Consider the following 22,799-nt stretch of genomic DNA (forward strand, 5'->3'; position numbering starts at 1 on the left):
TTGAAGAATTTAATTCGCGGCATAGCGGTACTGCTGACAGCGGTATTTCTGTGCTTCAACATCTATTATGAGTTAGCACCCGGAATCACCGTTGCACCCGAGCAGAAATTCGTGTTTGCAGCGATTTTTGCGGTACTTTTGCGTGCTGCGCTGTTCTGCGGCGTGCCGGACAATACGCGTCCGATACGGCGGCGGCTGTACATGCTGGCGCTGTTTCTGTACTACATATGGGTGCTGCTGAATGTGCTGTTTTTCGATAACGCGTTCGGCCGCGGATTTGGTCATACCTCGCTCGATATGGTGAATCTGGAGCCGCTCCGTACGGTGAAAAATTACCTGCTGGCCTACGGCTACGGCAATATCTCGCTGCGGCTTGTGGTGCTCAATCTGGCAGGCAACCTGATCGCGTTTGCGCCGATGGGCGTATTTCTGCCCGCACTGTTCCGCTGGCAGAGAAGCATTTTCTTTTTCACGGCGTCGCTCACGCTGAGCATCACGGCGGTGGAAGTGCTGCAGGTGTACACCGGAACGGGCTCGTGCGATGTGGATGATCTTATCCTCAATCTGGCAGGTGCGCTGCTCGTGTTTATTATCTGCCGGATTACGCCGTTGTGGCACCGGATTTGCAGTGTCAATCCAAGACCGAAGAAATAATGAAATGACAACCGGCTGCAAAGGCAGTCGGTTTTTCATTGACAAACCCTGTCTGCCGTTATAAACTTTAACTGAATAAAAAACAAAAGACAGGGGGAACCCATTTATGTTTGATACCGTACTCATCGCCGGTCTGGGCCTGATGGGCGGCTCGATGGCGAAAACCATCAAGGCGCGCACGCTCAGCCGCGTTTTGGGCTGGAACCGTACGCGTGCAACTGCAGAGCAGGCACTGGCTGACGGCTCGATTGACGCGATTGCGACCGAAGCGCTGTACAAGGAGGCTGACCTTGTTATCATCGGTCTGTACCCGCAGGCAACGGTAGACTGGCTGCTTGAGAACATGTCGAAGATGAAAAAGGGCTGCGTGATCGTGGATATGGTCGGCGTCAAGCAGTTTATGGTCGATCATCTGGAGCAGGCGGCGCTCGACGCCGGTGTGCACTACGTCGGCGGCCATCCGATGGCGGGCCGTGAGTTCTCCGGTCTGGATTTTGCCCTGTCGACCCTGTTTGACGGTGCGAGCATGATCTTTGTGCCGACAAAGAGCAGCACCGAGCGTGTGCTTGAGCAGCTGGAAGCGTACTTCATGTCGCTCGGCTTCGGTCAGACCGTGCGCTGTACCGCGCAGCAGCACGATCACATGATCGCGTTTACCTCGCAGCTGGCGCATGTGGTTTCCTCGGCGTACATCAAAAGTCCGGAGGCGGACAAGCACAACGGCTATTCGGCGGGCAGCTACAAGGATCTGACGCGTGTTGCCAAGCTGAATGAGACCATGTGGAGCGAGCTGTTCCTGTGCAACGCAGAGCCGCTCGCGGAGGAGATTGATGAGGTTATCAAGCACCTTGACGAATACCGCAAGGCCATCCGTGCAGGAGACCGCGAGGAACTGACCATTCTGCTGAGAGACGGACGTGAGCGCAAGGAAAGACTGGGTTAATCAGGAATTCGGAACGATACGAAAGGGACAATGCCTGTGTGCGTTGTTCCTTTCCTTTTGCGCAGATTCGGGAAATTGTTAAGGAAACAGGTCGCAGAACGTAAATTTTTGCGCATACCTCCAAAATCCTGCGGCTGTCCGCGCAATCCATTTACATAGGAATTTGTTTTTGTTATAATTTATTTGCATGAAATCAGAAAGTGTTTTGCTAAGGGGAATGAATGGCACGGCACTTTACAGGACAACACAAAGGAGTGTGGGTATGCAAGAGAAAATTTCTATGGACGCAGCGCACGATTTTGAGGCAAAAATGCCTCTATCGCGCAAGATTCCGCTGGGACTGCAGCACGTTTTTGCGATGTTCGTCGGCAACCTGACACCGCTGCTCATCATCATGGGTGCGTGCGGCATTGCAGGCGGCGAGTTCGCGGACCTGCAGGTAAGCGTTCTGCAGAACGCGATGTTTGTGGCCGGCGTGGTAACGCTGGTGCAGCTGTTTTCCATCGGCCCGATCGGCGGCAAGGTGCCGATCATCATGGGTACAAGCTCGGGCTTTATCGGCGTGTTCAACAGCGTTGCGGCTACCATGGGCGGCGGTGTGATTGCCTATGGCGCGATTATGGGCGCGTCCATTCTCGGCGGCCTGTTTGAGACGGTACTCGGCTTTTTCCTCAAGCCGCTGCGCAAATTCTTTCCGGCGGTCGTTACCGGCACGGTCGTGCTGAGTATCGGTCTGTCGCTGATCTCGGTCGGCATCAATTCCTTCGGCGGCGGCAACTCCGCGAAGGATTTCGGCTCGATGGAAAATCTGCTGCTGGCGCTGTTCGTGCTGGTGGTTATTCTGGTCGTCAAGCACGGCTGCAAGGGCTTCCTTGGTTCGTCCGCGATCTTTGTCGGCATTATTGCAGGCTACATTGCGGCAATCATCATGGGTTTTGTTCTGCCGACCACCGCAGTTGATGCGGACGGTGTAGAATTCACCAAGGCATGGGTACTCAACTGGGACAAGGTAGCACAGGCCGGCTGGTTTTCCATCCCGAAGCTGATGCCGGTAAAGCCGGTGTTTGATCTGCGCGCCATCCTGCCGGTGCTGGTTATGTTTATTGTTACCGCAGTCGAGACCGTCGGCGATATTTCGGGCGTTATGGAAGGCGGCATGGGCCGTGAGGCAACCGACAAGGAGCTGTCCGGCGGCGTAGCCTGCGACGGTATCGGTTCGTCGTTTGCGGCGCTGTTCGGCGTACTGCCGAACACCTCGTTCAGCCAGAACGTAGGCCTTGTTACCATGACCAAGGTCGTCAACCGAGGCGCACTGGCCGTCGGCGCGATCTTCCTCATTCTGTGCGGTCTGATTCCGAAGCTGGGCGCGATCGTGTCCATTATGCCGCAGTCCGTGCTCGGCGGTGCGGCTGTTATGATGTTCTCGTCCATCGTTATCAGCGGTATCCAGCTGATCACCAAGGAGGAGATGACGCCGCGTAATCTGACCATCGTGTCGGTTGCTCTGGGTGTCGGCTACGGCATGGGTGCCAATATGACCATTCTGGCACAGGCGCCGCAGGCGGTTCAGCTGATTTTTGGCGGCTCCGGTATTGTACCGGCAGCATTTGTTGCGATTCTGCTCAATATCGTGCTCCCGAAGGATAAGAAAACCGAAGCATAATGCAAAACCCCGGAAAGAAGTTCTTTCCGGGGTTTGAGACTGTCGAAAAACTAACGTTTTCCGAGCAGTCTCTCGCTCGAAACCACGCTTTCGAGCGAATTCCGAAGAAAAACCGCGCCCTGACGGGCACATTTTTTCTTCCCTTGTATAAATTCCGAGATACATGCTCCCGGAATTTATGAATTTGCTTCGCAAATTCTATTTTATGCGTGCTGCCGCACGAAGCGTAAAAATTAAAATAATACTTTTTTGACAGACTGAAACCCCGGAAAGAAGCTCTTTCCGGGGTTTTTAATTGCGAATGGAGAATTGAGGATGGAAAATGATTGTAACGGTCAACCATTCGCCATTCCGATTGAGCGAGACGTAAAATGATACTGCAGGGTGCGACGGGCCGCGGCGCACCGTGTAAACTGACTGCACAGACGTAACCGTAGGGGCGCACAAGGTGCGCCCATGTAACGCCACATCAAATGGTTGGCATTACCGATAAAATGAATCGTTTTGAAAAATCATTTTTAATTCTGCGAGAACGTCCGGTGTATCCGCGTCCATCAATTCCGCCGGATGCTTTGCGGGAAACAGCGTAACCTGTTCCGCATGCCGTTTGACAACTACGCCGCCGCCCTTGCCTTCGGGAAGAGAGCGCAATTCCTCAAAATAATCCGCGCCGAACAGCACGGGACTGCCCGGCGTGCCGCTTTGCGGTTCGCACAGACGAAAAATCCGTGATCGTTTCCTCGGTTGCGCGCAGAATGCCGATATCATATCGCAGAGCGTTTTCCTCGTCAGCAGCGGCTGATCGCCCGGCAGAAACACGCAGCCGGACATGGACGGAAACCGCGGCAGCAGGTACTCCAGTCCCAGCCGCACGGTGTCGCTGCGAAAGGAAAGGGCATGGTGCAGGACGGGAATGCCGCATTCTTCACACAATGCCTGCACCTCGGTCGAGCGGGTAACGACCACGCGGTGCAACCCCTCTGTCACGGCAAACGCACGGCAGAGCAGCGGTTTTCGGTCAAATTCGGCGAGCAGCTTGTTGGAGCCAAACCGTTTTGCCAGGCCGGATGCCATGATCACACATCCGATTTCACTTTTCATCGGGGAAAAACTGTGGATAGAGCTGTTTTCCTGCCTGTTTGCAGGCGTCACGATACTGCTCATAGCGATAGAGAAACTCCTTTGCCTCGTCGGTGAGTATGCTGCCGCCGCCGCCTTTGCCTCCGATTTTGCGCTCGGTGAGCGCAAAACCGAGCACCTGCTCAGCATGACGGACGAGTCCGAGCGCCTTGGTATATGCCATCTGCATGGACTGCGCGGCGGCGCGAAGCGATCCGGTCTGCTCGATGGCATGCAGCAGGCGGCACGGTCCCTCACCGAAAAAGCGTTCGCCGTCCTCATCGAACAGCATCACGCGGATATTTGGCTGCATGGCGGCTCCTTTCCCACAACTTTTTCTTTTCGTTGTATTTTGATATTCACAACGGCATTATAGCAGATTTTGTGGTAAAATAAAAGTAGTATACTGAAAAGATAACACATTCCCCTGAAAGAGAGAGGATATAACGTATGTTGACGATACGGGAATACAAAAAAGCCGAGTCGCTCGAGGAAGCGTATGCGCTCAACCAGAAAAAGTCCAACCGTGTGATCGGCGGCATGATCTGGCTCAAAATGGAGACGCTGAATGTCGGCACGGCAATCGACCTGTCCGGTCTGGGACTGGACACCATCGAGGAGACCGACACCGAGTTCCGGATCGGTGCGATGGCCTCGCTGCGCGCGCTGGAGCTGCACGAAGGACTGGCAGCCTACACGAACGGTGCGATGCGCGAGTCTGTGCGCCATATTGTCGGCGTGCAGCTGCGCAATCTTGCGACGGTCGGCGGCAGCCTGTACAGCCGGTTCGGCTTTTCCGATGTGCTGACCATGTTCCTCGTGCTGGATGCACAGGTAGAGCTGTACAAGGGTGGCATTGTGCCGCTTTCCGAGTACGCCGAAAGACCCAAGGACCGCGATATTCTGGTGCGCGTGATCGTTCCCAAGCGAAAGGCGAAGTTCAATTACCAGTCTGTGCGCATCAGCCAGACCGATATTCCGGTGCTGACCTGTGCGTCTGTCAAGGATGAGAACGGCTATCGGTTCGCCATCGGTGCCCGTCCGGCGCGCGCACAGATTTATGCACAGCCTGTGGATAAAACGGCGGAGCAGATGGCGGAAGCCGTTCGGGCGGAAATCAAGACCGGCAGCAGTCTGCGCGGCAGTGCGGAATATCGCAGACACCTCGCGGGTGTGCTGGTGCGCCGCGCGGCACACGCGCTCGATGCAGAGTAAGGGGGAACGGATATGCTGATCACAATGACATTGAATGGAAAGAAAGTAGCAGACGATGTGGCGGCGGACACGCTGCTCATCGACTTTGTGCGGGAGCATGGCTGCCTGAGCGTCAAGCGCGGCTGCGAGACCGCAAACTGCGGTCTGTGCACCGTATTTATGGACGAAAAGCCGGTGCTGTCCTGCTCGGTGCTGGCAGCGCGTGCAAGCGGACATACGATCACGACCTTGGAGGGCTTGCAGGGCGAAGCCGCCGAATTCGGCGCGTTCATCGCGGATCAGGGGGCGGAGCAGTGCGGCTTCTGCAATCCCGGCTTTATGATGAACGCGATCGCGCTGTTCCGCGAAAAGCAGGACCCGACCGATGAGGAGATCAAGGAATATCTGGCGGGCAATCTGTGCCGCTGCTCGGGTTATGAGGGACAGCTGCGCGGTATCCGCGCCTATCTTGACTGGAAAAAGCAGAGAGAGGAGGACGCACAGTGAAGGTAGTCAATCAGCCGCTCCGCAAAAAGGATGCGATGCAGCTCGTCACCGGCCAGCCGGTGTATGTGGACGATGTAACGCCGCGCGACTGCCTGTGCGTCAAGCTGCTGCGCTCGCCGCACGCGAACGCCATCGTCAAGTCTATCAACAAGACCGCCGCGATGAAAGTCCCCGGCATGGAGGCCATCTTCACATGGGAGGACGTAGACCAGGACGGCCGCCGCTACACACAGGCCGGTCAGACCTATCCGGAGGCCAGTCCGTATGACCGCCTTGTTATCGACCGCCATGTGCGCTTTGTAGGCGATGTGGTTGCCATCCTCGCCGGTGCGGACGAAAAATGCGTTGATAAGGCGATGAAGCTGGTCAAGGTGGAGTACGAGGTGCTCGAGCCGGTGCTCGATTTCCACACCGCAAAGGACAATCCGGTGCTCGTGCATCCGGAGGACAACTGGGAGAGCCTTGCGCCGGTCGGCGCGGACAACAGGCGCAACCTGTGCGCGCACGACGAGTGCGGCAGCGGCGATATCGATGCGGTCCTCGCGGACTGCGATGTCGTTATCGACCGCGTGTACCACACGCAGGCATGCCAGCAGGCGATGATGGAAACCTTCCGCACCTACTGCGAGATCGACACCTACGGCCGTCTGCACATCATCAGCTCGACCCAGATTGTGTTCCACACCCGCCGAATCGTGGCGAACGCACTGCATATCCCGAAAAGCAAGGTGCGTGTCACCAAGCCGCGCATCGGCGGCGGCTTCGGCGCCAAGCAGACCGCGGTCAGCGCGGTGTATCCGGCGTTTGTCACCTGGATGACAAAGAAGCCGTCCAAGATCATCTTCAGCCGCGTGGAGAGCCAGATTGCCTCCTCGCCGCGTCACGAGATGGAAATGCACGTTCGTCTGGGCGCAAACAAGGACGGCATCGTGCGCGGCATCGACCTGCACACGCTGTCCAACACCGGCGCGTATGGCGAACACGGCCCGACAACGGTCGGTCTGTCCGGTCATAAGTCGATTCCGCTGTACGGCAAGGCCGAGGCGTTCCGCTTTACGAGCGACGTTGTGTACACCAATCACATGTCGGCGGGCGCGTACCGCGGCTATGGTGCGACGCAGGGCCTGTTCGCGGTGGAGAGCGCGGTGAACGAGCTGGCGAACATTCTCGGCATGGACCCGTTCAAAATCCGAGAGATGAATATTACGCACGAGGGCGAGATCATGCCCGCGTACTACGGCCAGCTGAACACAAGCTGTGCGCTCGACCGCTGTCTGGCGCGCGTGCATGACATGATCGACTGGGATAACAAGTATCCGTGCCGGGACATGGGAAACGGCAAGATTCGTGCGGTCGGCATGGGCATGGCAATGCAGGGCTCGGGCATCACGAGCATGGACGTCGGCAGTGCGACCCTCAAGGTCAACGATGAGGGCTTTTACACGCTGCTCATCGGCGCGGCGGATATGGGCACCGGCTGTGATACCACGCTTGCGCAGATTGCGGCAGAGGTGCTTGAGTGTCCGCTTGACAACATCACCACGCTGAGTGCGGACACCGACTGGTCGCCGTATGATTCCGGCTCGTATGCCTCGAGTACAATCTATGTCACCGGCAAGGCGACCGAGAAGTGCGCGCTCGAGCTGCGCGGCAAAATCTGTGCGCTCGGTGCAAAGCTGCTCGGCTGCGACAAGGCGCAGGTCAGCTTTGACGGAAAGGAAGTCCGCGTAGAGGAAGGCGAAAATGCAGGCAAGACCATTAACCTGAGTGATATTGCGACGGCTTCCATGAACGGCAACAGCATCGAGCTGCAGGCAACGGTTACGCATTCGTCCGAGATTTCGCCTCCGCCGTATATGGTCGGTGCGGCTGAAATCGAGGTGGATACCGAAACCGGCGAGGTAACCCTGCTGGATTACGCTGCGGCAGTGGACTGCGGTACGCCCATCAATCCGAACCTGACGCGCGTGCAGGCCGAGGGCGGCATTGCGCAGGGCATCGGCATGACGCTGACCGAGAGCGTCACCTACGATGACCGCGGCTATCCGATGGAGAATTCGCTTTTCCAGTATAAGATTCCCGCACGCGTGGATATCGGCAAAATCCGCGTGGAGTTTGAGAACAGCTACGAGGGCGAAGGCCCGTTCGGCGCAAAATCCATCGGCGAGGTTGTTATCAATACACCGCTGCCGGCGATTTCGGATGCAATCCGAAATGCCGTAGGCAAGCGGTTCTATGAGCTTCCCATCACGCCGGAAAAGATTGCGATGGCAGCGCTGGAGCAAAAGTAAGTGCAAAAAAGAACGTATCCGATCGGATACGTTCTTTTTCTTTGCCGCAGATGTCAAAATCTGTAGGGCGCGACGACTCGGCGCGCCGTTGTAACGGGTTGCAGATGGTTTACACGGCGTGCCGAGGTCGTCACGCCCTACGGCAAACATATTAAATCACGTTAAAATATCAACCCAAAGGTCGTTGTAATACTGGTTGATTTCCGTCGGCAGGTTGGTATAGGCCTCGGTCGGATACTGCGTAATATCTGGGAAATACAGCGGGTCACTGGTGATTTCCTCGTCCAGTTCGTTATAGACCTCAGTCTGCGGGCTGGAATAGCCGACATACTCCCAGTTTGCCATCGCCGCCTCGGTCGAGCACATGAAGTTGATGAACTTCTCCGCGCCCGAAACGTTCTTCGCGTTCTTCGGGATACACATGGCATCTACAAACAGGTTGGTGCCCTCCTTCGGAACGTAGAATGCGAGGTCGGGATTTTCGTCTATCATCGTGACGGCATCGCCATTATAGTACGGTGCGGCCACAATTTCCTCACTCGGCAGTTTTTCGAGAATCTGGTCCATCCAGATGCCCTGATACACCGGCTTCCCGGCGATAATGAGGTCGGCTGCCTGCCGAAGCTCAGCCTTATCGGTGGTATTGAGGGAGCAGTCAAGATACATCAGCGCAATGCCGAGCGCATCACGTGAGTTGTTGAACATCGCGGTGCGGTTGGTGTACTTGGGATTCCACAGCAAATCCCACGAGCCAATATCCGCTTTATCAACGTACTTGGTGTTGTACACGATGCCGACCACGCCCCAGGTGTAGGGCACGGAATACTTCTGCTCGGGATCGAAGTCCAGATGGGTGTATTTCTCGTCGATCAGCTTCATGTTGGGAATGTGGTCGTAGTTGAGCGGCTGAAGCATATCCTCGTCGATAAAGCGCGAAATCGCGTAGTCGGACGGGATAATGACGTCGTAGCTCGTGGTCTGGATGCGCGAATACAGGTTTTCGTTGGAATCAAAGGTGTTGTAGATAACCTTGATGCCGGTTTCCTCCTCGAACCGGTCGATAAGGTCGGTGTCGATGTACTCGCCCCAGTTATACACGTTGAGCACCTCCGCCGAGGATGCATTGCCGCAGCCGGAGAGAAGTCCGGTGCACATCGCGCCGCACAGCAGCAGGGAAAGCATACGTTTTTTCACGGCTGCATCGCTCCTTTCCGACGGGCGGCTTCGCGGCGTTTCTCGTCGCGGGACTGGCGCATATTGATGACGAGGAGCAGCACCAGCACGATCAGAAACAGAATGGTCGAGATGGCGTTGATCTTCGGTGTCATGCGGTGGCGCGTCATGGAGTAGATCACGACCGACAGCGGCTGACTGGTCGTGCCGGCGGTAAAGTAGGACACCACGAAATCGTCGATCGACATGGTGAATGCCATGATAGCGCCCGTGACGATGCCCGGCATAATCTCCGGCAGGATGACCTTGTGGAGCGCCTGATGCGGTGTAGCGCCGAGGTCGAGCGCGGCCTCATAGGCGTTTTTATCCAGTTGGCGCAGTTTGGGCATGACGTTGAGCACGACATACGGCGTGCAGAACGTAACGTGCGCGAGGATAAGGGTCAGGTAGCCCTTGTCCAGACCGATGGCGGCAAACAGCAGCATGAACGTTACACCCATGATGGTATCCGAGGAGGACATCGGGATGTTGTTGACGGTCAGGTAAGCCGCCTTGGCTCTGCGGCCCATGTTGTGGATGCCGATGGCGGCAATCGTGCCGAGCACGGTTGCAATCGCGGCAGCGGCAACAGCCACGAGCAGCGTGACATACAGCGAATGGAGAATATCCGCATCCTGAAACAGCTCGACGTACCAGCGGGTCGTGAAGCCGTTCCACAGGCGGCGCGACTTGGAATCGTTGAACGAAAAAATCATCAGCACAACGATAGGCGCGTACAGGAACAGGAAGATCAGCAGCAGATAGAAGTTCTTGAAAAACTTTTTCACAGCAGCAGCCCTCCTTCCTCGGAGGAGCCGTCATCGAACTTGTTCATGATCCACATGCAGATGAAGATGAGAATGATCATCACGAGCGCGATAGCCGAGCCGAGATGCGGGTTGTACGCACCGCCCATGAACTGAAGGTCGATCAGGTCGCCGACGAGCAGGTTTTTGCCGCTGCCGAGCATCTGCGAAATAACGAAGGTGGAGACAGACGGCACAAATACCATTGTAATGCCGGAAATCACACCGGGAATGCTCAGCGGGAAGATTACACGGCGGAATACAAGGTGCGTCGGCGCGCCGAGGTCCTGTGCGGCTTCGATCAGCTTGCGGTCGAGCTTGATGAGAACGGTGTAGATCGGCAGCACCATGAACGGCAGAAAGTTGTACACCATGCCGAGCACAATCGCGCCCTGCGTGTTGATGAGCGGAATATAATCCAGCGAATAGCCGAAATGGCTCTGCAGGAACGAGATAAGTCCGATGGAGCGGAAAAACTGGTTGATAAAGCCGTTGTTCTCCAGAATGGACATCCATGCGTAGGTGCGGAGCAGGAAGTTTATCCACATCGGGAGCATGATGAGCATCATGCACAGGCTTTGGCGGCTGGCGGACAGGCGGCTCATCAGATACGCCATCGGGTAGCCGAGCACGAGGCACACCACCGTTGAGAGAAACGCCAGCCAGAACGACCGTCCGAAAATCGGCAGGAAGCCGGGCAGATAGCTGAAATTATGCAGGGTAAAGCCGCCGTCCGCGTTAAGGAACGCATAGACAACGACCATGAGTATGGGCGCGAGGATGAACACCGCCAGCCACACGCCGTAGGGATAGGCAAAGGATTTTTTCACGCTTCCGCCTCCGCACTCTTGTGCATGATGTGGATGTCAAACGGAATGACGGACAGACCGACCGTCTTGCCGACCGACTCCGCCATGGTGGAATGCACCATGAAGGTGAAGAACTGGGTGCGAACCATCATCTCGTAGTGCACGCCCTTGAATACGATGGACTCAACAACGCCCTGCAGCAGACCGTCACCGGCGTAAACGATTTTAAGATCCTCCGGACGGATAACGACATCGACCGGCGCATTCGTCTCGAAGCCCTTGTCCACGCACTCGAAGGTGCGGCCGCAGAACTCGACCTTGCAGTCCTCGAGCATCACGCCGTCAATGATATTGGATTCGCCGATGAAATCTGCGACAAAGGCGTTGACCGGCTCGTTGTAGATGTCGGTCGGGCTGCCGACCTGCTGGATAACGCCGTGGTTCATAACGACAACGCGGTCACTCATCGTCAGCGCCTCTTCCTGGTCGTGGGTGACGTAGATAAAGGTGATGCCGGTACGCTGCTGAATGCGCTTCAGCTCGATCTGCATGTCCTTGCGCAACTTGAGGTCGAGGGCACCGAGCGGCTCGTCGAGCAGCAGCACACGCGGCTCGCACACCAGTGCACGCGCGATGGCGACACGCTGCTGCTGACCGCCGGAAAGACTGGTCACATCGCGGTTTTCAAAGCCGCGCAGACCAACCAGCTCGAGCATTTCTGCGGTTTTGCGCTTGATGTCTGCGCGGTCCAGCTTTTTGATGTGCAGACCGAAGGCAATATTCTCCGCAACATTCAGGTGTGGGAACAGCGCATAACGCTGGAATACGGTGTTGATCTCGCGCTGATACGGCGGAACATCGTTCAGGCGCTTGCCGTCAAAGAATACATCGCCGGAATCCGGCTGCTCAAAGCCGCCGATGATGCGCAGTGTGGTCGTTTTGCCGCAGCCGGACGGACCGAGCAGGGTCACAAACTCGCGGCGCTTGATGGACAGCGAAATGCCGCGCAGCACAGGCGTTCCGTCAAATTCTTTTTTCAGGTTTTGCAGATCGACCAGATTTTGATTCAATCCTCATCACTCTCCCCAAACAGGTAGCAGCCCCAAACCGAGCGGGTCAGGCTCGGTTTGGGGTCGCGCTATATATTGTAGCAAATAAATTTTTATCATATAATAGTATAGGGAAATGTCGTAAAAGTCAAGGTGATACGCAGATTCTGCTCGCAAAAAAGCAGGGAAATTCGAGGGGAGGATGCTCGATTTGGAGGATTTGCCAGATTTATTATATAAAGCGTACAAGCTGAAATGGTTTGATTTGTACACTTCGCAAACTGATACTGTTGAATATGCACAAAAAGATGGTGCTTCGATTGGTGAAGGTTCATAAAATATGGCTCTTGTAACAGAGGCGGTTATCGTGTATTATAATACCTGTGATCAGGAAATGATCCAAACACAAAAACGTAATTTAGTCATTAACTTTTAAGGAGTTGTATATATCATGATGAAGGGTTTCTTTAATGGTCTGGTAAGCGCACGCATGATGGAGCTGGATAGCGGCCGTGCTTTCGCTAAGGCTCGCAAGGCTGAGCGCACTGCTAAGTAAGCGGTAATCAAACCGAATTTATAAAGGCTTCCCGGAACAGATGGCCGGGAGGCCTTTTTTCTTTGTGTGACAGGATTGTGTTGGCTTTTACCGATAGAATGTGGTACACTTAAAAACATACGGTATTCAGGGGTAAAGGGGATAGGACGTTGCAGTTTATCAAACGGTTTCGGGTAGGTCAGCGCGCCATCAAGACTGCGATATCGGTCGGTCTGGCGCTTGCACTGGCGATGGTGCTGGGTTCGAGCCTGCCTATTTTTGCAGCCATCGGTGCGATCTCGGTGATGAGCCGTACCTGGGTAGATTCGCTCAAGGAGAGCCTTAATCAGATAGCGGGTACATTTCTCGGCTATCTGATCGCATGTGTGTTTGTTACCGTGCTGCCCAATCCAACGTTTTTCGTGTGGATGGCGCTCGGCGTGCTGTGTGTGATTTCACTGTGTATCGGTCTCAAGCTGAATTTTGCGATTCCGCTGGCGAGCATTGTGTTTGCGGATGTGTGCCTGTATACCGGCGGAGATTCAATTGTGTACGGCTTCCACCGATTTACCGATACACTGGTCGGTCTGGTCGTGGCGCTGCTCGTCAATGTGGTAATCCGGCCGTATAACAACCGTCAGAAGATCATCAATATGATGAACGAGATTCAGAAAATGTTTCTGCCGCTGCTGCAGTCGCGTGTGCTCGAGCATCGTTATCCGGATCTGACGCCGCTGACAGAGAAAATGACCTCGCTTGCGTCCGAGCTGCGTATTTTCGAGAAGCAGCCGGTAGCGCTGTGGCAGCATGCCGTGCGTGTTGCCGCCCGACGGCAGGAGGCTGCCTATCTGCGCGGCTGCGAGCAGCTGCTTGCCAAAATGTGCGGTGAGCTGGCGGCGCTGTGCAATATGGACTCCAATCCGGCACCCGGAGAGGAGAGTATAGAGCGGCTGGAGGCACATGGTCTTACCGCGCCGGAAAACCTTAAGGATTACTGCCGGTGCTCGCCGGTGGATGCACAGGTTATGGATTTTCATATCGGCAATCTGCTCGATGCGTATGATTTTCTGACTGCGTTTCATCATGTGTAAAAATATACCGCAGGTGCACGAACTGTTAAAATCGTGCACGCTGCGGTGTTTTTATAGTTATACAGCGCATAGACAAAATACGCCTTAATCTGCTATACTGTTGTTTAAGGATATATACACGCTGTTTTTGTATGGCGGTCAGCCCTTTCTTTCCCCGCGGTCTGCGGTGGAAAGGAGGTGGGCGCAGATGAAGAAGAAAGCACTTCAGCTTTTTATTTGTGCGGTCATTGTACTGTACATTTTCTTCGTAAAAGCGCGATGACCGCTCGGCTGGTCCCCGAACGGTCATTAGCATAAAACTTTTGATTCGATAAAGGGCTGACTGCATAGACAGCGTCCCTGTATATCCATAGTATACCGCGGAAAGCGCTGTTCGTCAAGATGGTGCTCTCTGCGGTGTATTTAATTTTGCGGAAAGCTGTGGTCTGCACCGATCGGCTTGACTTCTCCTCACAAAATGGTTATAATAAAATCATTATAATCGTTATTTATGCGATGACGCAGGAAAAGTAACCGGATCGCCTTGCGCGAAAGAGAGAAGCTCCTCGGCTGAAAGGGCTTTGCGCGGGAAACGGTGAAGTGCGCCTGCCGAGCAACAGGGTCAAACGCCCTGCGGAAAGTGCCCGTTACCGCACTGCACGAGCGAAAAATCGGAGTGGAACCGCGTTTGTACGCCTCCCGAGGGAAGAATATTCCTTGGGAGGCTTTTTTATTCCCGAAACTCCGCATAGCTTTCCTGAAAACCATCAAAAGGAGATAAAAATCATGAAACTCTACAACACGCTGACCCGTCAGAAGGAGGAATTCGTTCCGATCACGCCGGGCGAGGTAAAGATGTATTCCTGCGGTCCGACGGTATACAACTATTTCCATGTCGGCAACGCACGTCCGTTCATCATTTTCGATCTGCTGCGCCGTTACTTCGAGTACCGCGGCTACAAGGTTGAGTTCGTTCAGAACTTCACCGACATTGACGACAAGGTAATCAACAAGGCGAACGAGGAAGGCGTGGACTTCAACACCATCGCTGAGCGTTATATTAAGGAATATTTCGTTGATGCACAGGGTCTGGGCGTCAAGAAGGCGACCGTGCACCCGCGTGCGACCGAGACCATGGACGCTATTATTGATATTGTTGAGCGCCTGATTGAGAACGGTCACGCTTATGTTGCTGAGAACGGCGACGTATACTTCCGCACCAAGTCCTTCCCCGAGTATGGCAAGCTGTGCCACCAGCCGATGGAGGAGCTGCAGGCCGGTGCCCGCATCTCGGTCGGCGAGGTAAAGGAAGATCCGATGGACTTCGCGGTCTGGAAGGCTGCAAAGCCGGGTGAGCCGGCTTGGGATACGCCGTGGGGCAGCAAGGGCCGCCCGGGCTGGCATATTGAGTGCTCGGCTATGGCGAACAAGTACCTCGGCAAGACCATCGACATCCATTCCGGCGGTCTTGATCTGATTTTCCCGCATCACGAGAACGAGATCGCACAGTCCGAGTGTGCAAACGGCTGCACCTTTGCGCATTATTGGCTGCACAACGGCTTCCTGACCATCGACAATGAGAAAATGTCCAAGTCCAAGGGCAACTTCTTCATGGTCCGCGACGCAGCAAAGCAGTTCGGCTATGAGACCATCCGCATGTTCATGCTGAGCGCGCACTACCGCACTCCGCTTAACTACTCCGCTGAGTCGCTTGAGATGAACAAGGCCTCGCTTGCCCGTCTGTACGAGGCCCGTAATAATATGGAGTTCCGCATCGAGAAGGCATCCGGCGACACCATGACCGCCGAGGAGACCGAGAAGCTGGAGGCTCTGAAGGGCTACAAGCAGAAGTTCATCGATGCAATGGACGACGACCTGAACACCGCAGACGCACTGTCCGCTATCTTCGAGCTGACCCGTGAGATCAATGCGTACAACGGTGCACATCAGGATGCAACCAAGGCATTCCTGACCGCAGCGCATGATCTGTTCATGGAACTGACCGGTGTGCTCAATCTGGTGCAGAACCGTGACGATGCGGTTGATCCGGACGCAGAGAAGATCGAGGAGCTGATCGCGCAGCGCGCCGCAGCCAAGAAGGAGAAGAACTTCGCTGAGGCAGACCGTATCCGCGGTGTGCTGGCTGATATGGGCGTTACCATTAAGGATACTCGTCAGGGCACGCAGTGGAGCCGCAATTAAATTGCGAATCCCGACTATTTGATAGAGAAAGTCCTCTGTTCGTGTGTGAATAGAGGACTTTTTGCGTGTTTTCGCACTGGCAGAGCATCTTGCTGACGCAGCCCGCGTGTACCGGTCAACCGGTGATAAGGCAACACTGCAGGCGACTTTTTCACTTCAAATTGATAAAATCTTTGCACGCCGCGCACAAAAAACTTGCGTGCTATCAGGATGAACAAGCGGAAAACCTGCGAAAAAGCGGTTTTTGTCGGTTTATACAAGTGTCGTTGATTGACATTTTTGCAGGATTGCGGTACAATATATTCATTATCTGATTTATTGGGACGGAAAGGAGAAGGCGGAATGACGATTCAGCCTGATTATGTAAAGGAAGAACTTTTGCATGAACTGAGTGAGAGCTTTCGTATGCACAACCAGCTCCCACCTGATCTGTTTACGCGCTACCGCATCAAGCGCGGCTTGCGTAACGCGGACGGTACCGGTGTTCTGGTCGGTGCTTCTCATCTGGGCAATGTACACGGTTATATCGTCAACGAGGGCGAGCGTGAGCCGATCGAAGGCCGCCTGACCTATCGCGGATATAATGTATATGACCTGATTCACGGTCTGGAGCAAGAAAACCGCTTCGGCTTTGAGGAGATCGGTTATCTGCTTATGTGCGGCAAGCTGCCGAGCCGCCGTCAGCTGGCGGAATTTCAGCATACCATTGGTCTGGAGCGTGCCCTGCCGGACAACTTCACCGAGGATATGATCATGCGTGCGCCGAGCCGCGACATCATGAACAAGCTGGCAAGCGCAACGCTGGCACTGTATTCCTATGATACGAATCCGGATGAAACCACGGTCGAGAACATCATGCGTCAGGGCATCAGCCTGATGGCCAAGTTCCCGGTTATCATTTCGCACGCGTATCAGGCAAAACGCCGCTACTTTGATAATGATTCCATGTTCCTGCATGTGCCGGATTCGAACCGTTCGACTGCAGAGAATATTCTGCACCTCATCCGTCCGACCGGCGAATTCAACGATGACGAGGCTAAGCTGCTCGACCGCTGTCTGATCCTGCATGCCGAGCATGGCGGCGGTAACAACTCGTCTTTCACCGTGCGTGTTACTTCTTCGTCCGGTACGGATACCTATTCGGCGATCGCGGCTGCGGTTTCCTCGCTGAAGGGCCCGCGCCACGGCGGTGCAAACCTGCGTGTCGTCAAGCAGTTTGAGGAGATGAAGGAGAATATCCACAACTGGAAGGATGAGACCGAGGTCGGCAATTATCTGCGTAAGATTTTGAATAAGGAAGCCGGTGACGGCTCCGGCCTGATCTACGGCATGGGCCATGCGATTTACACCTTGAGCGACCCGCGTGCCGTTGCACTGAAGAAGGCTGCTCGTCCGCTGGCGGAAAAGACCGGCTATTCGGACGAAATGGATCTGATCGAGCTGGTAGAAAAGCTGACGCCGGGTGTCTTTGCCGAAATCAAGGGCAGCGACAAGCCGATGTGCGCGAATGTCGATATGTATTCCGGCTTTGTTTACAAAATGCTCGGACTGCCCAAGTCGCTGTATACGCCGCTGTTCGCTACCGCGCGTATCGTCGGCTGGATGGCACATCGCCTTGAGGAAGTTACCACCGGCGGTAAGATCATCCGTCCGGCGTATAAGCCTGTTGCGAAGAATGTCGAGTACGTTAATATTGATGAGCGGAATGACGGTCCAATCAATGATTGATTTTTAATTTTTAGTTTTTTTGAAAAAAGTGTTGACAACCTGCTTTATATGCGTTATACTAAATGAGCTTGGTCAAAGACAGCTGGTGCCGCAAGGCTTAAATGGCGATTTGTTCGCCGCCCGCCGAGGTCAACACGGACATGTTATTATCATATTTGATTATGTTTTCTGTGTACCCTCCCTGTGTCTTTGCACCGGGAGGGTATTTTTATTTTACAGGAGGTGAAAATGATGCCGAACGCAAAGATTCTGGAAGAGAAGAAGGCTCTGGTCGCTTCCCTGGTAGAGAAGATTAAGAATTCTCCGGCAGGTGTACTGGTCGACTATAAGGGCATCAACGTAGAGGATGATACCAAGCTCCGCAAGCAGCTCCGTGAAGCTGGCGTTGAGTATGCTGTCATCAAGAACACTCTGATCCGCTTTGCAGCTAAGGAACTGGGTTTTGACGAGCTGGATGCGTGCCTGCACGGTACCACCGCTCTGGCAATCTCCACCACCGACGACGTTGTCGCTCCGGCGAAGATCCTGGCTGACTTTGCTAAGACCCACGAGAACTTCACCCTGAAGGCTGGTTACCTGGAAGGTAAGGCCATCGGTGAGGACGAGGTCAAGAAGCTGGCTGCTATGCCGAGCAAGGAAACCCTTATCGCTCAGGTACTGTACAGCTTCAACTACCCCATTATGCAGCTCGCTATTGCTTGCGATGCTATCGTTAAGAAGGCAGAGGGCAATGAGGAAATGAAGGTTGCTGAACTGGTAGCCCCGAAGGAAGCTGCAGCAGAAGAAGCTGCTGAGTAATTTCCCCGCACTGACTGATTTATTCGGTCAGGAACACATTTTAACTTAAAAATTATCTAAAATTGGAGGTTTAATCCCATGACTGTTGCTGAGATTATGGAAGCTGTAAAAGAGCTCAAGGTTATGGAGCTCTCTGAGCTGGTAAAGGCTCTCGAGGAAGAATTTGGTGTATCCGCTACGCCGGTAGCTGTTGCAGGTGCTGTAGCAGGCGGCGACGGCGCAGCTGCTGCTGACGCTAAGACCGACTTCGACGTAGTTCTGGTTGACGCTGGCTCTTCCAAGATCAACGTTATCAAGGCTGTTCGCGAGATCACCGGCCTGGGCCTGAAGGAAGCTAAGGAGAAGGTTGACACCGCTCCGCAGACCATCAAGGAGGCTGCTCCGGAGGCTGAGGCTAACGAGATCAAGGAGAAGCTCGAGGCTGCTGGCGCTAAGGTTGAGCTGAAGTAAGGTTTCCTTACCGAACCAACTGCTTGCAATCAAGCAATTCCAAAGACGCAGAGTGTTTGCTCTGCGTCTTTTTCTATGCCAAATTTTCCGTCAGTCAGTGGTGACAAACCCGAAATTGTGCGGTATAATAAAATAGAATAATAATGTGGACAAGAAGGAGAATCTCATGCCGAAATTAGGACTTATTTCGCTCGGCTGCGCGAAAAACCTCGTGGACAGCGAGCACATGCTGGCCCGGCTGCGGGACGCAGGCTGGGAGATCACCGAGGATATGACCGAAGCAGACGTTGGCGTTGTCAACACCTGCGGCTTCATCGAAGCCGCTAAGACCGAGGCTATCGAAACCATTCTGGAGACCGCCCAGAACAAGCAGACCGGCAATATGAAGGGTCTGGTCGTGACCGGCTGTCTGGTGCAGCGCTATGCTGACGAGATGCGCGCTGAGCTGCCCGAGATCGACGTATTCTGCGGAACGGGCAGCTATGATGACATTGTGGACGCGGCCAATGCGGCGCTCAAGGGGCAGCAGGCGGCGTACATGGCCGATATGACCTCTGCTGCACTCGACGGCAGCCGTGACCGCCTGACACCCTCGTACACCGCATACTTTAAGATTGCGGAGGGCTGCTCGAACACCTGCGCGTACTGTATCATCCCCAAGCTGCGCGGCCGTTACCGCAGCCGTGAGATGGCATCGCTGCTCGAGGAAGCGCGTACGCTCTCTGACGCAGGCGTTAAGGAGCTGATCGTCATCGCGCAGGACATCACCAAGTACGGTATGGACCTGCCCGAGCACAAGCGTCTGCTGCCCGAGCTGCTGCGCGAGCTGTGCAAGATGGACTTTACTTGGATTCGTCTGCACTATCTCTATCCCGACCAGATTACGGACGAGCTGATCGACGTGATTGCGGATGAGCCGAAAATCGTAAAGTATCTGGATATTCCGCTGCAGCATGTCTCTAAGCGCATTCTGCGTGCCATGCACCGTCCGGGTGACGGCGCGGAATTTACCAGGCTGATCGAGGATATGCGCGAGCGTATTCCGGGTCTTGTACTGCGTACAAGCCTGATCGTCGGTCTGCCGGGCGAGACCGAGGACGAGTTTGCCGAGCTGTGTGAGTTTCTGCAGAATGTCGGCATTGAGCGCGTCGGTGTGTTCGAGTATTCGCCGGAGGAAGGCACGGAAGCTGCAGAGCTGCCCGACCAGATCGACGACGAGACCAAGCAGAACCGCCGCCTGATCGTCGAAGAGCTGCAGTCCGGTGTGCTTGACGACTACAATACCTCCCGCCATGGTGAGGTCATGCAGGTGCTCTGCGAGGGATTTGACGAGGAGCAGGGCCTGTGGTATGGCCGTACCTACGCGGATTCGGTCGAGGTAGACGGCCACGTCTACTTTGACGCGGCGGATAACGAACCGGCGGAAGGCGATTTCGTGTCCGTGCTCATCACTGAAAGCCTTGGCCCCGACCTGCTCGGTGTCCGTCAGAAGGAGGCATAATTTCCTATGACAACCGCAAATAAAATCACGCTGACCCGCATTGCGATGATCCCATTCTTCATCTATTTTGCGGCGCAGCCTATGCTGAATGCGGATACGACCGCTGCACAGGTGTCGTTTCCGACCTGCACGCTGATTGCGCTCATTCTGTTCTGCGTGGCATCGTTCACGGATTTTCTGGACGGCTATGTGGCGCGAAAGTACAATCAGGTGACGGATTTCGGCAAATTTGTCGATCCGCTGGCTGATAAGCTGCTCGTAGCCTCCGCGCTCATCCTGTTCGTGGAGCAGAAGGCAATGGCAGGCTGGATGGTCTGCGTTATCCTCGCGCGTGAGCTGATCATCACGTCTCTGCGCGTGGTTGCAGCCAATAAGGGCGTTGTTATGGCTGCGACGTGGACGGGCAAGGTCAAGACCTGTGTGCAGATTGGCGGCATCATCGTCATTTATCTGTATTATATCATCATGGGTGCGCTGGCAAACGGTATCGCCTTCGCGGACGGCGATGGTGTTACCGCTGTTATGTTCATCCCTCATGCGGATGGTATGCCGCTGCTGCTGACCATCGTCGGCTGGGTGGTAACGCTGGTTACCATTTACTCCGGCTATGATTATCTCAAGAAGAACTGGGATCTCATCAAGGACGGCGCGGTAAAGGCAAAGTAAAACCGCATACTGTTTCAGCCTCAGAGGTGCACTTCGGTGCACCTCTTTTTTATTATTTCCTCTGGTGCGGGAACAGGACATATGTGAAAATTTTCTTATTTTGAAAGACTTTTCTACGCTAAATCGGTATTCGTTCAAGGTGTGCAAACGCACACATCCGGCTCTGTGCAAGCTGTACAAGAGGGAAAATAAAAGAGTAATTTTTGTATAGAACAGAGTTACACAGTGCATTGTGATATAACCTATTCGCGGATATAATATAGTCAAACAAACGAAAACACCGAAAGTTAAAACAAAACAAAAACTTCTGGTAAATCGTGAAAAGAGTATGTCTAAGACTTAAATGTCAAGGAGGAAATTATCATGAAAGAAATCCGTATTGGTCTGGTAGGTTCCGGCTGGATGGGCAAGGCTCATTCCTCTGCACTGGCTGACGCTGAGATGCTGTTTGGCCCTGACTACGGCACCGCATCCTTCGAGATCGTAGCTGACGCTAACGAAGAGGCTGCAAAGTCCGCTCAGAAGAAGATCGGCTTCAAGCGCATCTCCACCGATTGGCACGATGTAGTTACCGACCCGAACGTAGACCTGGTTGATATCGCTACCCCGAACGCTTTTCACTATGTAGTTGCTAAGGCTGCTCTGGAGAACGGCAAGAACGTATACTGCGAGAAGCCGCTGTCCATCTCCGCTGAGGAGTCCAGAGAGCTGGCTGAGCTGGCTGCCAAGAAGGGCGTAGTTAACTACGTTGGCTTCAACAACACCCAGAACCCGGCAAACGCTTACGTTCGTGAATTGGTTCAGTCCGGCGCTCTCGGTAAGATCATGCGCTTTACCGGCACCTACGATCAGGACCAGCTGCTCGACGAGTCCCTCCCGATCACCTGGCGCCACATCAACAAGCTGGCTGGCTGCGGTGCTCTGGGCGACCTCGGTTCCCACCTGCTGTCCATCTCTCAGTTCATCATGGGCGACATCACCAAGGTAAACGCAGTTGCTACCACCGTATTCCCGAAGCGTCCGAAGTCTGCAGGCTCCACCGAGATGGTTGACGTTGAGAACGAGGACATCATGACCTTCATGGCTGAGTATGCTAACGGCGCTATCGGCCAGATTGCTTGCTCTCGTGTTGCTACCGGCCGCAAGAACTACCTGACCTACGAGATTCAGGGTACCAAGGGCTCTGTTCGCTACGATCTGGAGCGCATGGGCGAAGTTCAGGTTTACTTCCAGTCTGACAACGAGCGCGACCGCGGCTTCCGCACCGTACTGCTCAACCCGCTGATGAAGGGTTACTCCGCATTCCAGCCGGCAGGCGGCATCTCCATCGCTTACAACGACATGAAGATCCTCGAGGTTCATGCTCTGTTCGACGCTATCACCAATGGCGCTGACTATGTAACCGACTTCGAGTTCGGCTACAAGATCGACCGCACCGTAGCTGCTGTTATCGAGTCCTCCAAGACTCACGAGTGGGTTGACGTTAAGTAAGTTGCCCGTTTACATCAATTAAAACATAATGCCGAAACGGTCTCCGGCGGGAGTGATTCCGCCGAGACCGGAAAGGCTGACAGTTTCCTGAATAATTTGACAGGGAGGATA

At 54.5% G+C, this 22,799-nt stretch carries 21 protein-coding genes and 1 other annotated feature; of the genes, 15 read left to right on the forward strand and 6 right to left on the reverse strand.

From position 1 onward, the window contains the following. The 3 genes from PGY33_RS02175 (at position 1) to PGY33_RS02185 (ending at position 3,260) form a co-directional block, all read left to right on the forward strand. Positions 1-654 (forward strand): VanZ family protein, encoded by a 654-nt coding sequence (locus PGY33_RS02175; RefSeq protein ID WP_270477118.1) that lies wholly within the window; start codon positions 1-3, stop codon positions 652-654. 106 nt (positions 655-760) lie between these two features. After that, complete coding sequence (locus PGY33_RS02180) at positions 761-1,597, forward strand: prephenate dehydrogenase (protein WP_270477119.1); 837 nt, start codon at positions 761-763, stop codon at positions 1,595-1,597. A 262-nt stretch (positions 1,598-1,859) separates the two neighbouring features. Next, on the forward strand, positions 1,860-3,260 hold the full coding sequence (locus PGY33_RS02185; protein ID WP_118753466.1) for a uracil-xanthine permease family protein: 1,401 nt from the start codon (positions 1,860-1,862) through the stop codon (positions 3,258-3,260). Positions 3,261-3,743: 483 nt separating this feature from the next. On the opposite strand, the gene PGY33_RS02190 is transcribed toward PGY33_RS02185, so the two are convergent. Further along, complete coding sequence (locus tag PGY33_RS02190) at positions 3,744-4,424, reverse strand: nucleotidyltransferase family protein (RefSeq protein WP_270477122.1); 681 nt, start codon at positions 4,422-4,424, stop codon at positions 3,744-3,746. Beyond that, positions 4,351-4,692 carry a winged helix-turn-helix domain-containing protein gene (locus PGY33_RS02195; protein WP_119189248.1) on the reverse strand — a complete coding sequence of 114 codons (342 nt, stop codon included), beginning with the start codon at positions 4,690-4,692 and terminating at the stop codon, positions 4,351-4,353. The genes PGY33_RS02190 and PGY33_RS02195 overlap by 74 nt, the downstream gene beginning before the upstream one ends. A 137-nt stretch (positions 4,693-4,829) precedes the next feature. Between PGY33_RS02195 and PGY33_RS02200 the strand changes: the two genes are divergently transcribed. The 3 genes from PGY33_RS02200 to PGY33_RS02210 are packed head-to-tail and all read left to right on the forward strand — an operon-like array spanning position 4,830 to position 8,371. Continuing rightward, positions 4,830-5,594 carry an FAD binding domain-containing protein gene (locus PGY33_RS02200; RefSeq protein WP_118360064.1) on the forward strand — a complete coding sequence of 255 codons (765 nt, stop codon included), beginning with the start codon at positions 4,830-4,832 and terminating at the stop codon, positions 5,592-5,594. Between the two features lie 12 nt (positions 5,595-5,606). Continuing rightward, positions 5,607-6,080: a (2Fe-2S)-binding protein gene (locus PGY33_RS02205; protein ID WP_270477123.1), complete on the forward strand. Its 474-nt coding sequence runs from the start codon at positions 5,607-5,609 to the stop codon at positions 6,078-6,080. Next, a complete protein-coding gene (locus PGY33_RS02210) occupies positions 6,077-8,371 on the forward strand; it encodes a xanthine dehydrogenase family protein molybdopterin-binding subunit (protein WP_270477124.1) in 2,295 nt (764 codons plus the stop codon). The genes PGY33_RS02205 and PGY33_RS02210 overlap by 4 nt, the downstream gene beginning before the upstream one ends. Positions 8,372-8,527: 156 nt before the next feature. On the opposite strand, the gene PGY33_RS02215 is transcribed toward PGY33_RS02210, so the two are convergent. Genes PGY33_RS02215 through potA form a run of 4 tightly spaced genes read right to left on the reverse strand, consistent with a single transcriptional unit; the run spans position 8,528 to position 12,268 of the window. Next, on the reverse strand, positions 8,528-9,565 hold the full coding sequence (locus PGY33_RS02215) for an ABC transporter substrate-binding protein (RefSeq protein ID WP_270477126.1): 1,038 nt from the start codon (positions 9,563-9,565) through the stop codon (positions 8,528-8,530). After that, positions 9,562-10,371: an ABC transporter permease gene (locus tag PGY33_RS02220; RefSeq protein ID WP_270477128.1), complete on the reverse strand. Its 810-nt coding sequence runs from the start codon at positions 10,369-10,371 to the stop codon at positions 9,562-9,564. The genes PGY33_RS02215 and PGY33_RS02220 overlap by 4 nt, the downstream gene beginning before the upstream one ends. Further along, on the reverse strand, positions 10,368-11,219 hold the full coding sequence (locus tag PGY33_RS02225; RefSeq protein ID WP_270477130.1) for an ABC transporter permease: 852 nt from the start codon (positions 11,217-11,219) through the stop codon (positions 10,368-10,370). Before PGY33_RS02225 ends, PGY33_RS02220 begins: the two co-directional genes overlap by 4 nt. Next, entirely contained in the window at positions 11,216-12,268 is a 1,053-nt protein-coding gene (gene potA, locus PGY33_RS02230) for a spermidine/putrescine ABC transporter ATP-binding protein (protein WP_270477131.1), read from the reverse strand. The genes PGY33_RS02225 and potA overlap by 4 nt, the downstream gene beginning before the upstream one ends. Before the next feature lie 190 nt (positions 12,269-12,458). On the opposite strand from potA, the gene PGY33_RS02235 reads away from it, so the two are divergent. The 9 genes from PGY33_RS02235 (at position 12,459) to PGY33_RS02275 (ending at position 22,688) form a co-directional block, all read left to right on the forward strand. Beyond that, positions 12,459-12,584 carry a hypothetical protein gene (locus tag PGY33_RS02235; RefSeq protein ID WP_270477133.1) on the forward strand — a complete coding sequence of 42 codons (126 nt, stop codon included), beginning with the start codon at positions 12,459-12,461 and terminating at the stop codon, positions 12,582-12,584. 368 nt (positions 12,585-12,952) lie between these two features. After that, positions 12,953-13,873, forward strand: a complete 921-nt coding sequence (locus PGY33_RS02240; RefSeq protein WP_270477135.1) for an FUSC family protein — start codon at positions 12,953-12,955, stop codon at positions 13,871-13,873. Positions 13,874-14,638: 765 nt separating this feature from the next. After that, positions 14,639-16,054: a cysteine--tRNA ligase gene (cysS, locus tag PGY33_RS02245; RefSeq protein WP_118564226.1), complete on the forward strand. Its 1,416-nt coding sequence runs from the start codon at positions 14,639-14,641 to the stop codon at positions 16,052-16,054. A 342-nt stretch (positions 16,055-16,396) separates the two neighbouring features. Continuing rightward, a complete protein-coding gene (locus PGY33_RS02250; protein ID WP_118760762.1) occupies positions 16,397-17,782 on the forward strand; it encodes a citrate/2-methylcitrate synthase in 1,386 nt (461 codons plus the stop codon). 54 nt (positions 17,783-17,836) lie between these two features. Next, positions 17,837-18,000 (forward strand) — a sequence feature (ribosomal protein L10 leader region). 10 nt (positions 18,001-18,010) lie between these two features. Beyond that, positions 18,011-18,580, forward strand: coding sequence for a 50S ribosomal protein L10 (gene rplJ, locus PGY33_RS02255; protein WP_308744113.1), 570 nt, complete (start codon positions 18,011-18,013; stop codon positions 18,578-18,580). A 78-nt stretch (positions 18,581-18,658) separates the two neighbouring features. After that, entirely contained in the window at positions 18,659-19,030 is a 372-nt protein-coding gene (rplL, locus tag PGY33_RS02260; protein ID WP_116704748.1) for a 50S ribosomal protein L7/L12, read from the forward strand. Between the two features lie 166 nt (positions 19,031-19,196). After that, a complete protein-coding gene (rimO, locus tag PGY33_RS02265) occupies positions 19,197-20,531 on the forward strand; it encodes a 30S ribosomal protein S12 methylthiotransferase RimO (protein ID WP_270477139.1) in 1,335 nt (444 codons plus the stop codon). A 6-nt stretch (positions 20,532-20,537) separates the two neighbouring features. Then, positions 20,538-21,197, forward strand: a complete 660-nt coding sequence (gene pgsA / locus PGY33_RS02270; protein ID WP_270477142.1) for a CDP-diacylglycerol--glycerol-3-phosphate 3-phosphatidyltransferase — start codon at positions 20,538-20,540, stop codon at positions 21,195-21,197. A gap of 363 nt (positions 21,198-21,560) precedes the next feature. Further along, a complete protein-coding gene (locus tag PGY33_RS02275; RefSeq protein WP_118360053.1) occupies positions 21,561-22,688 on the forward strand; it encodes a Gfo/Idh/MocA family protein in 1,128 nt (375 codons plus the stop codon). Positions 22,689-22,799 lie beyond the last annotated feature (111 nt).

This window comes from Butyricicoccus sp. AF18-9LB, from assembly GCF_027684505.1.
GTDB lineage: Bacteria > Bacillota > Clostridia > Oscillospirales > Butyricicoccaceae > Agathobaculum > Agathobaculum butyriciproducens.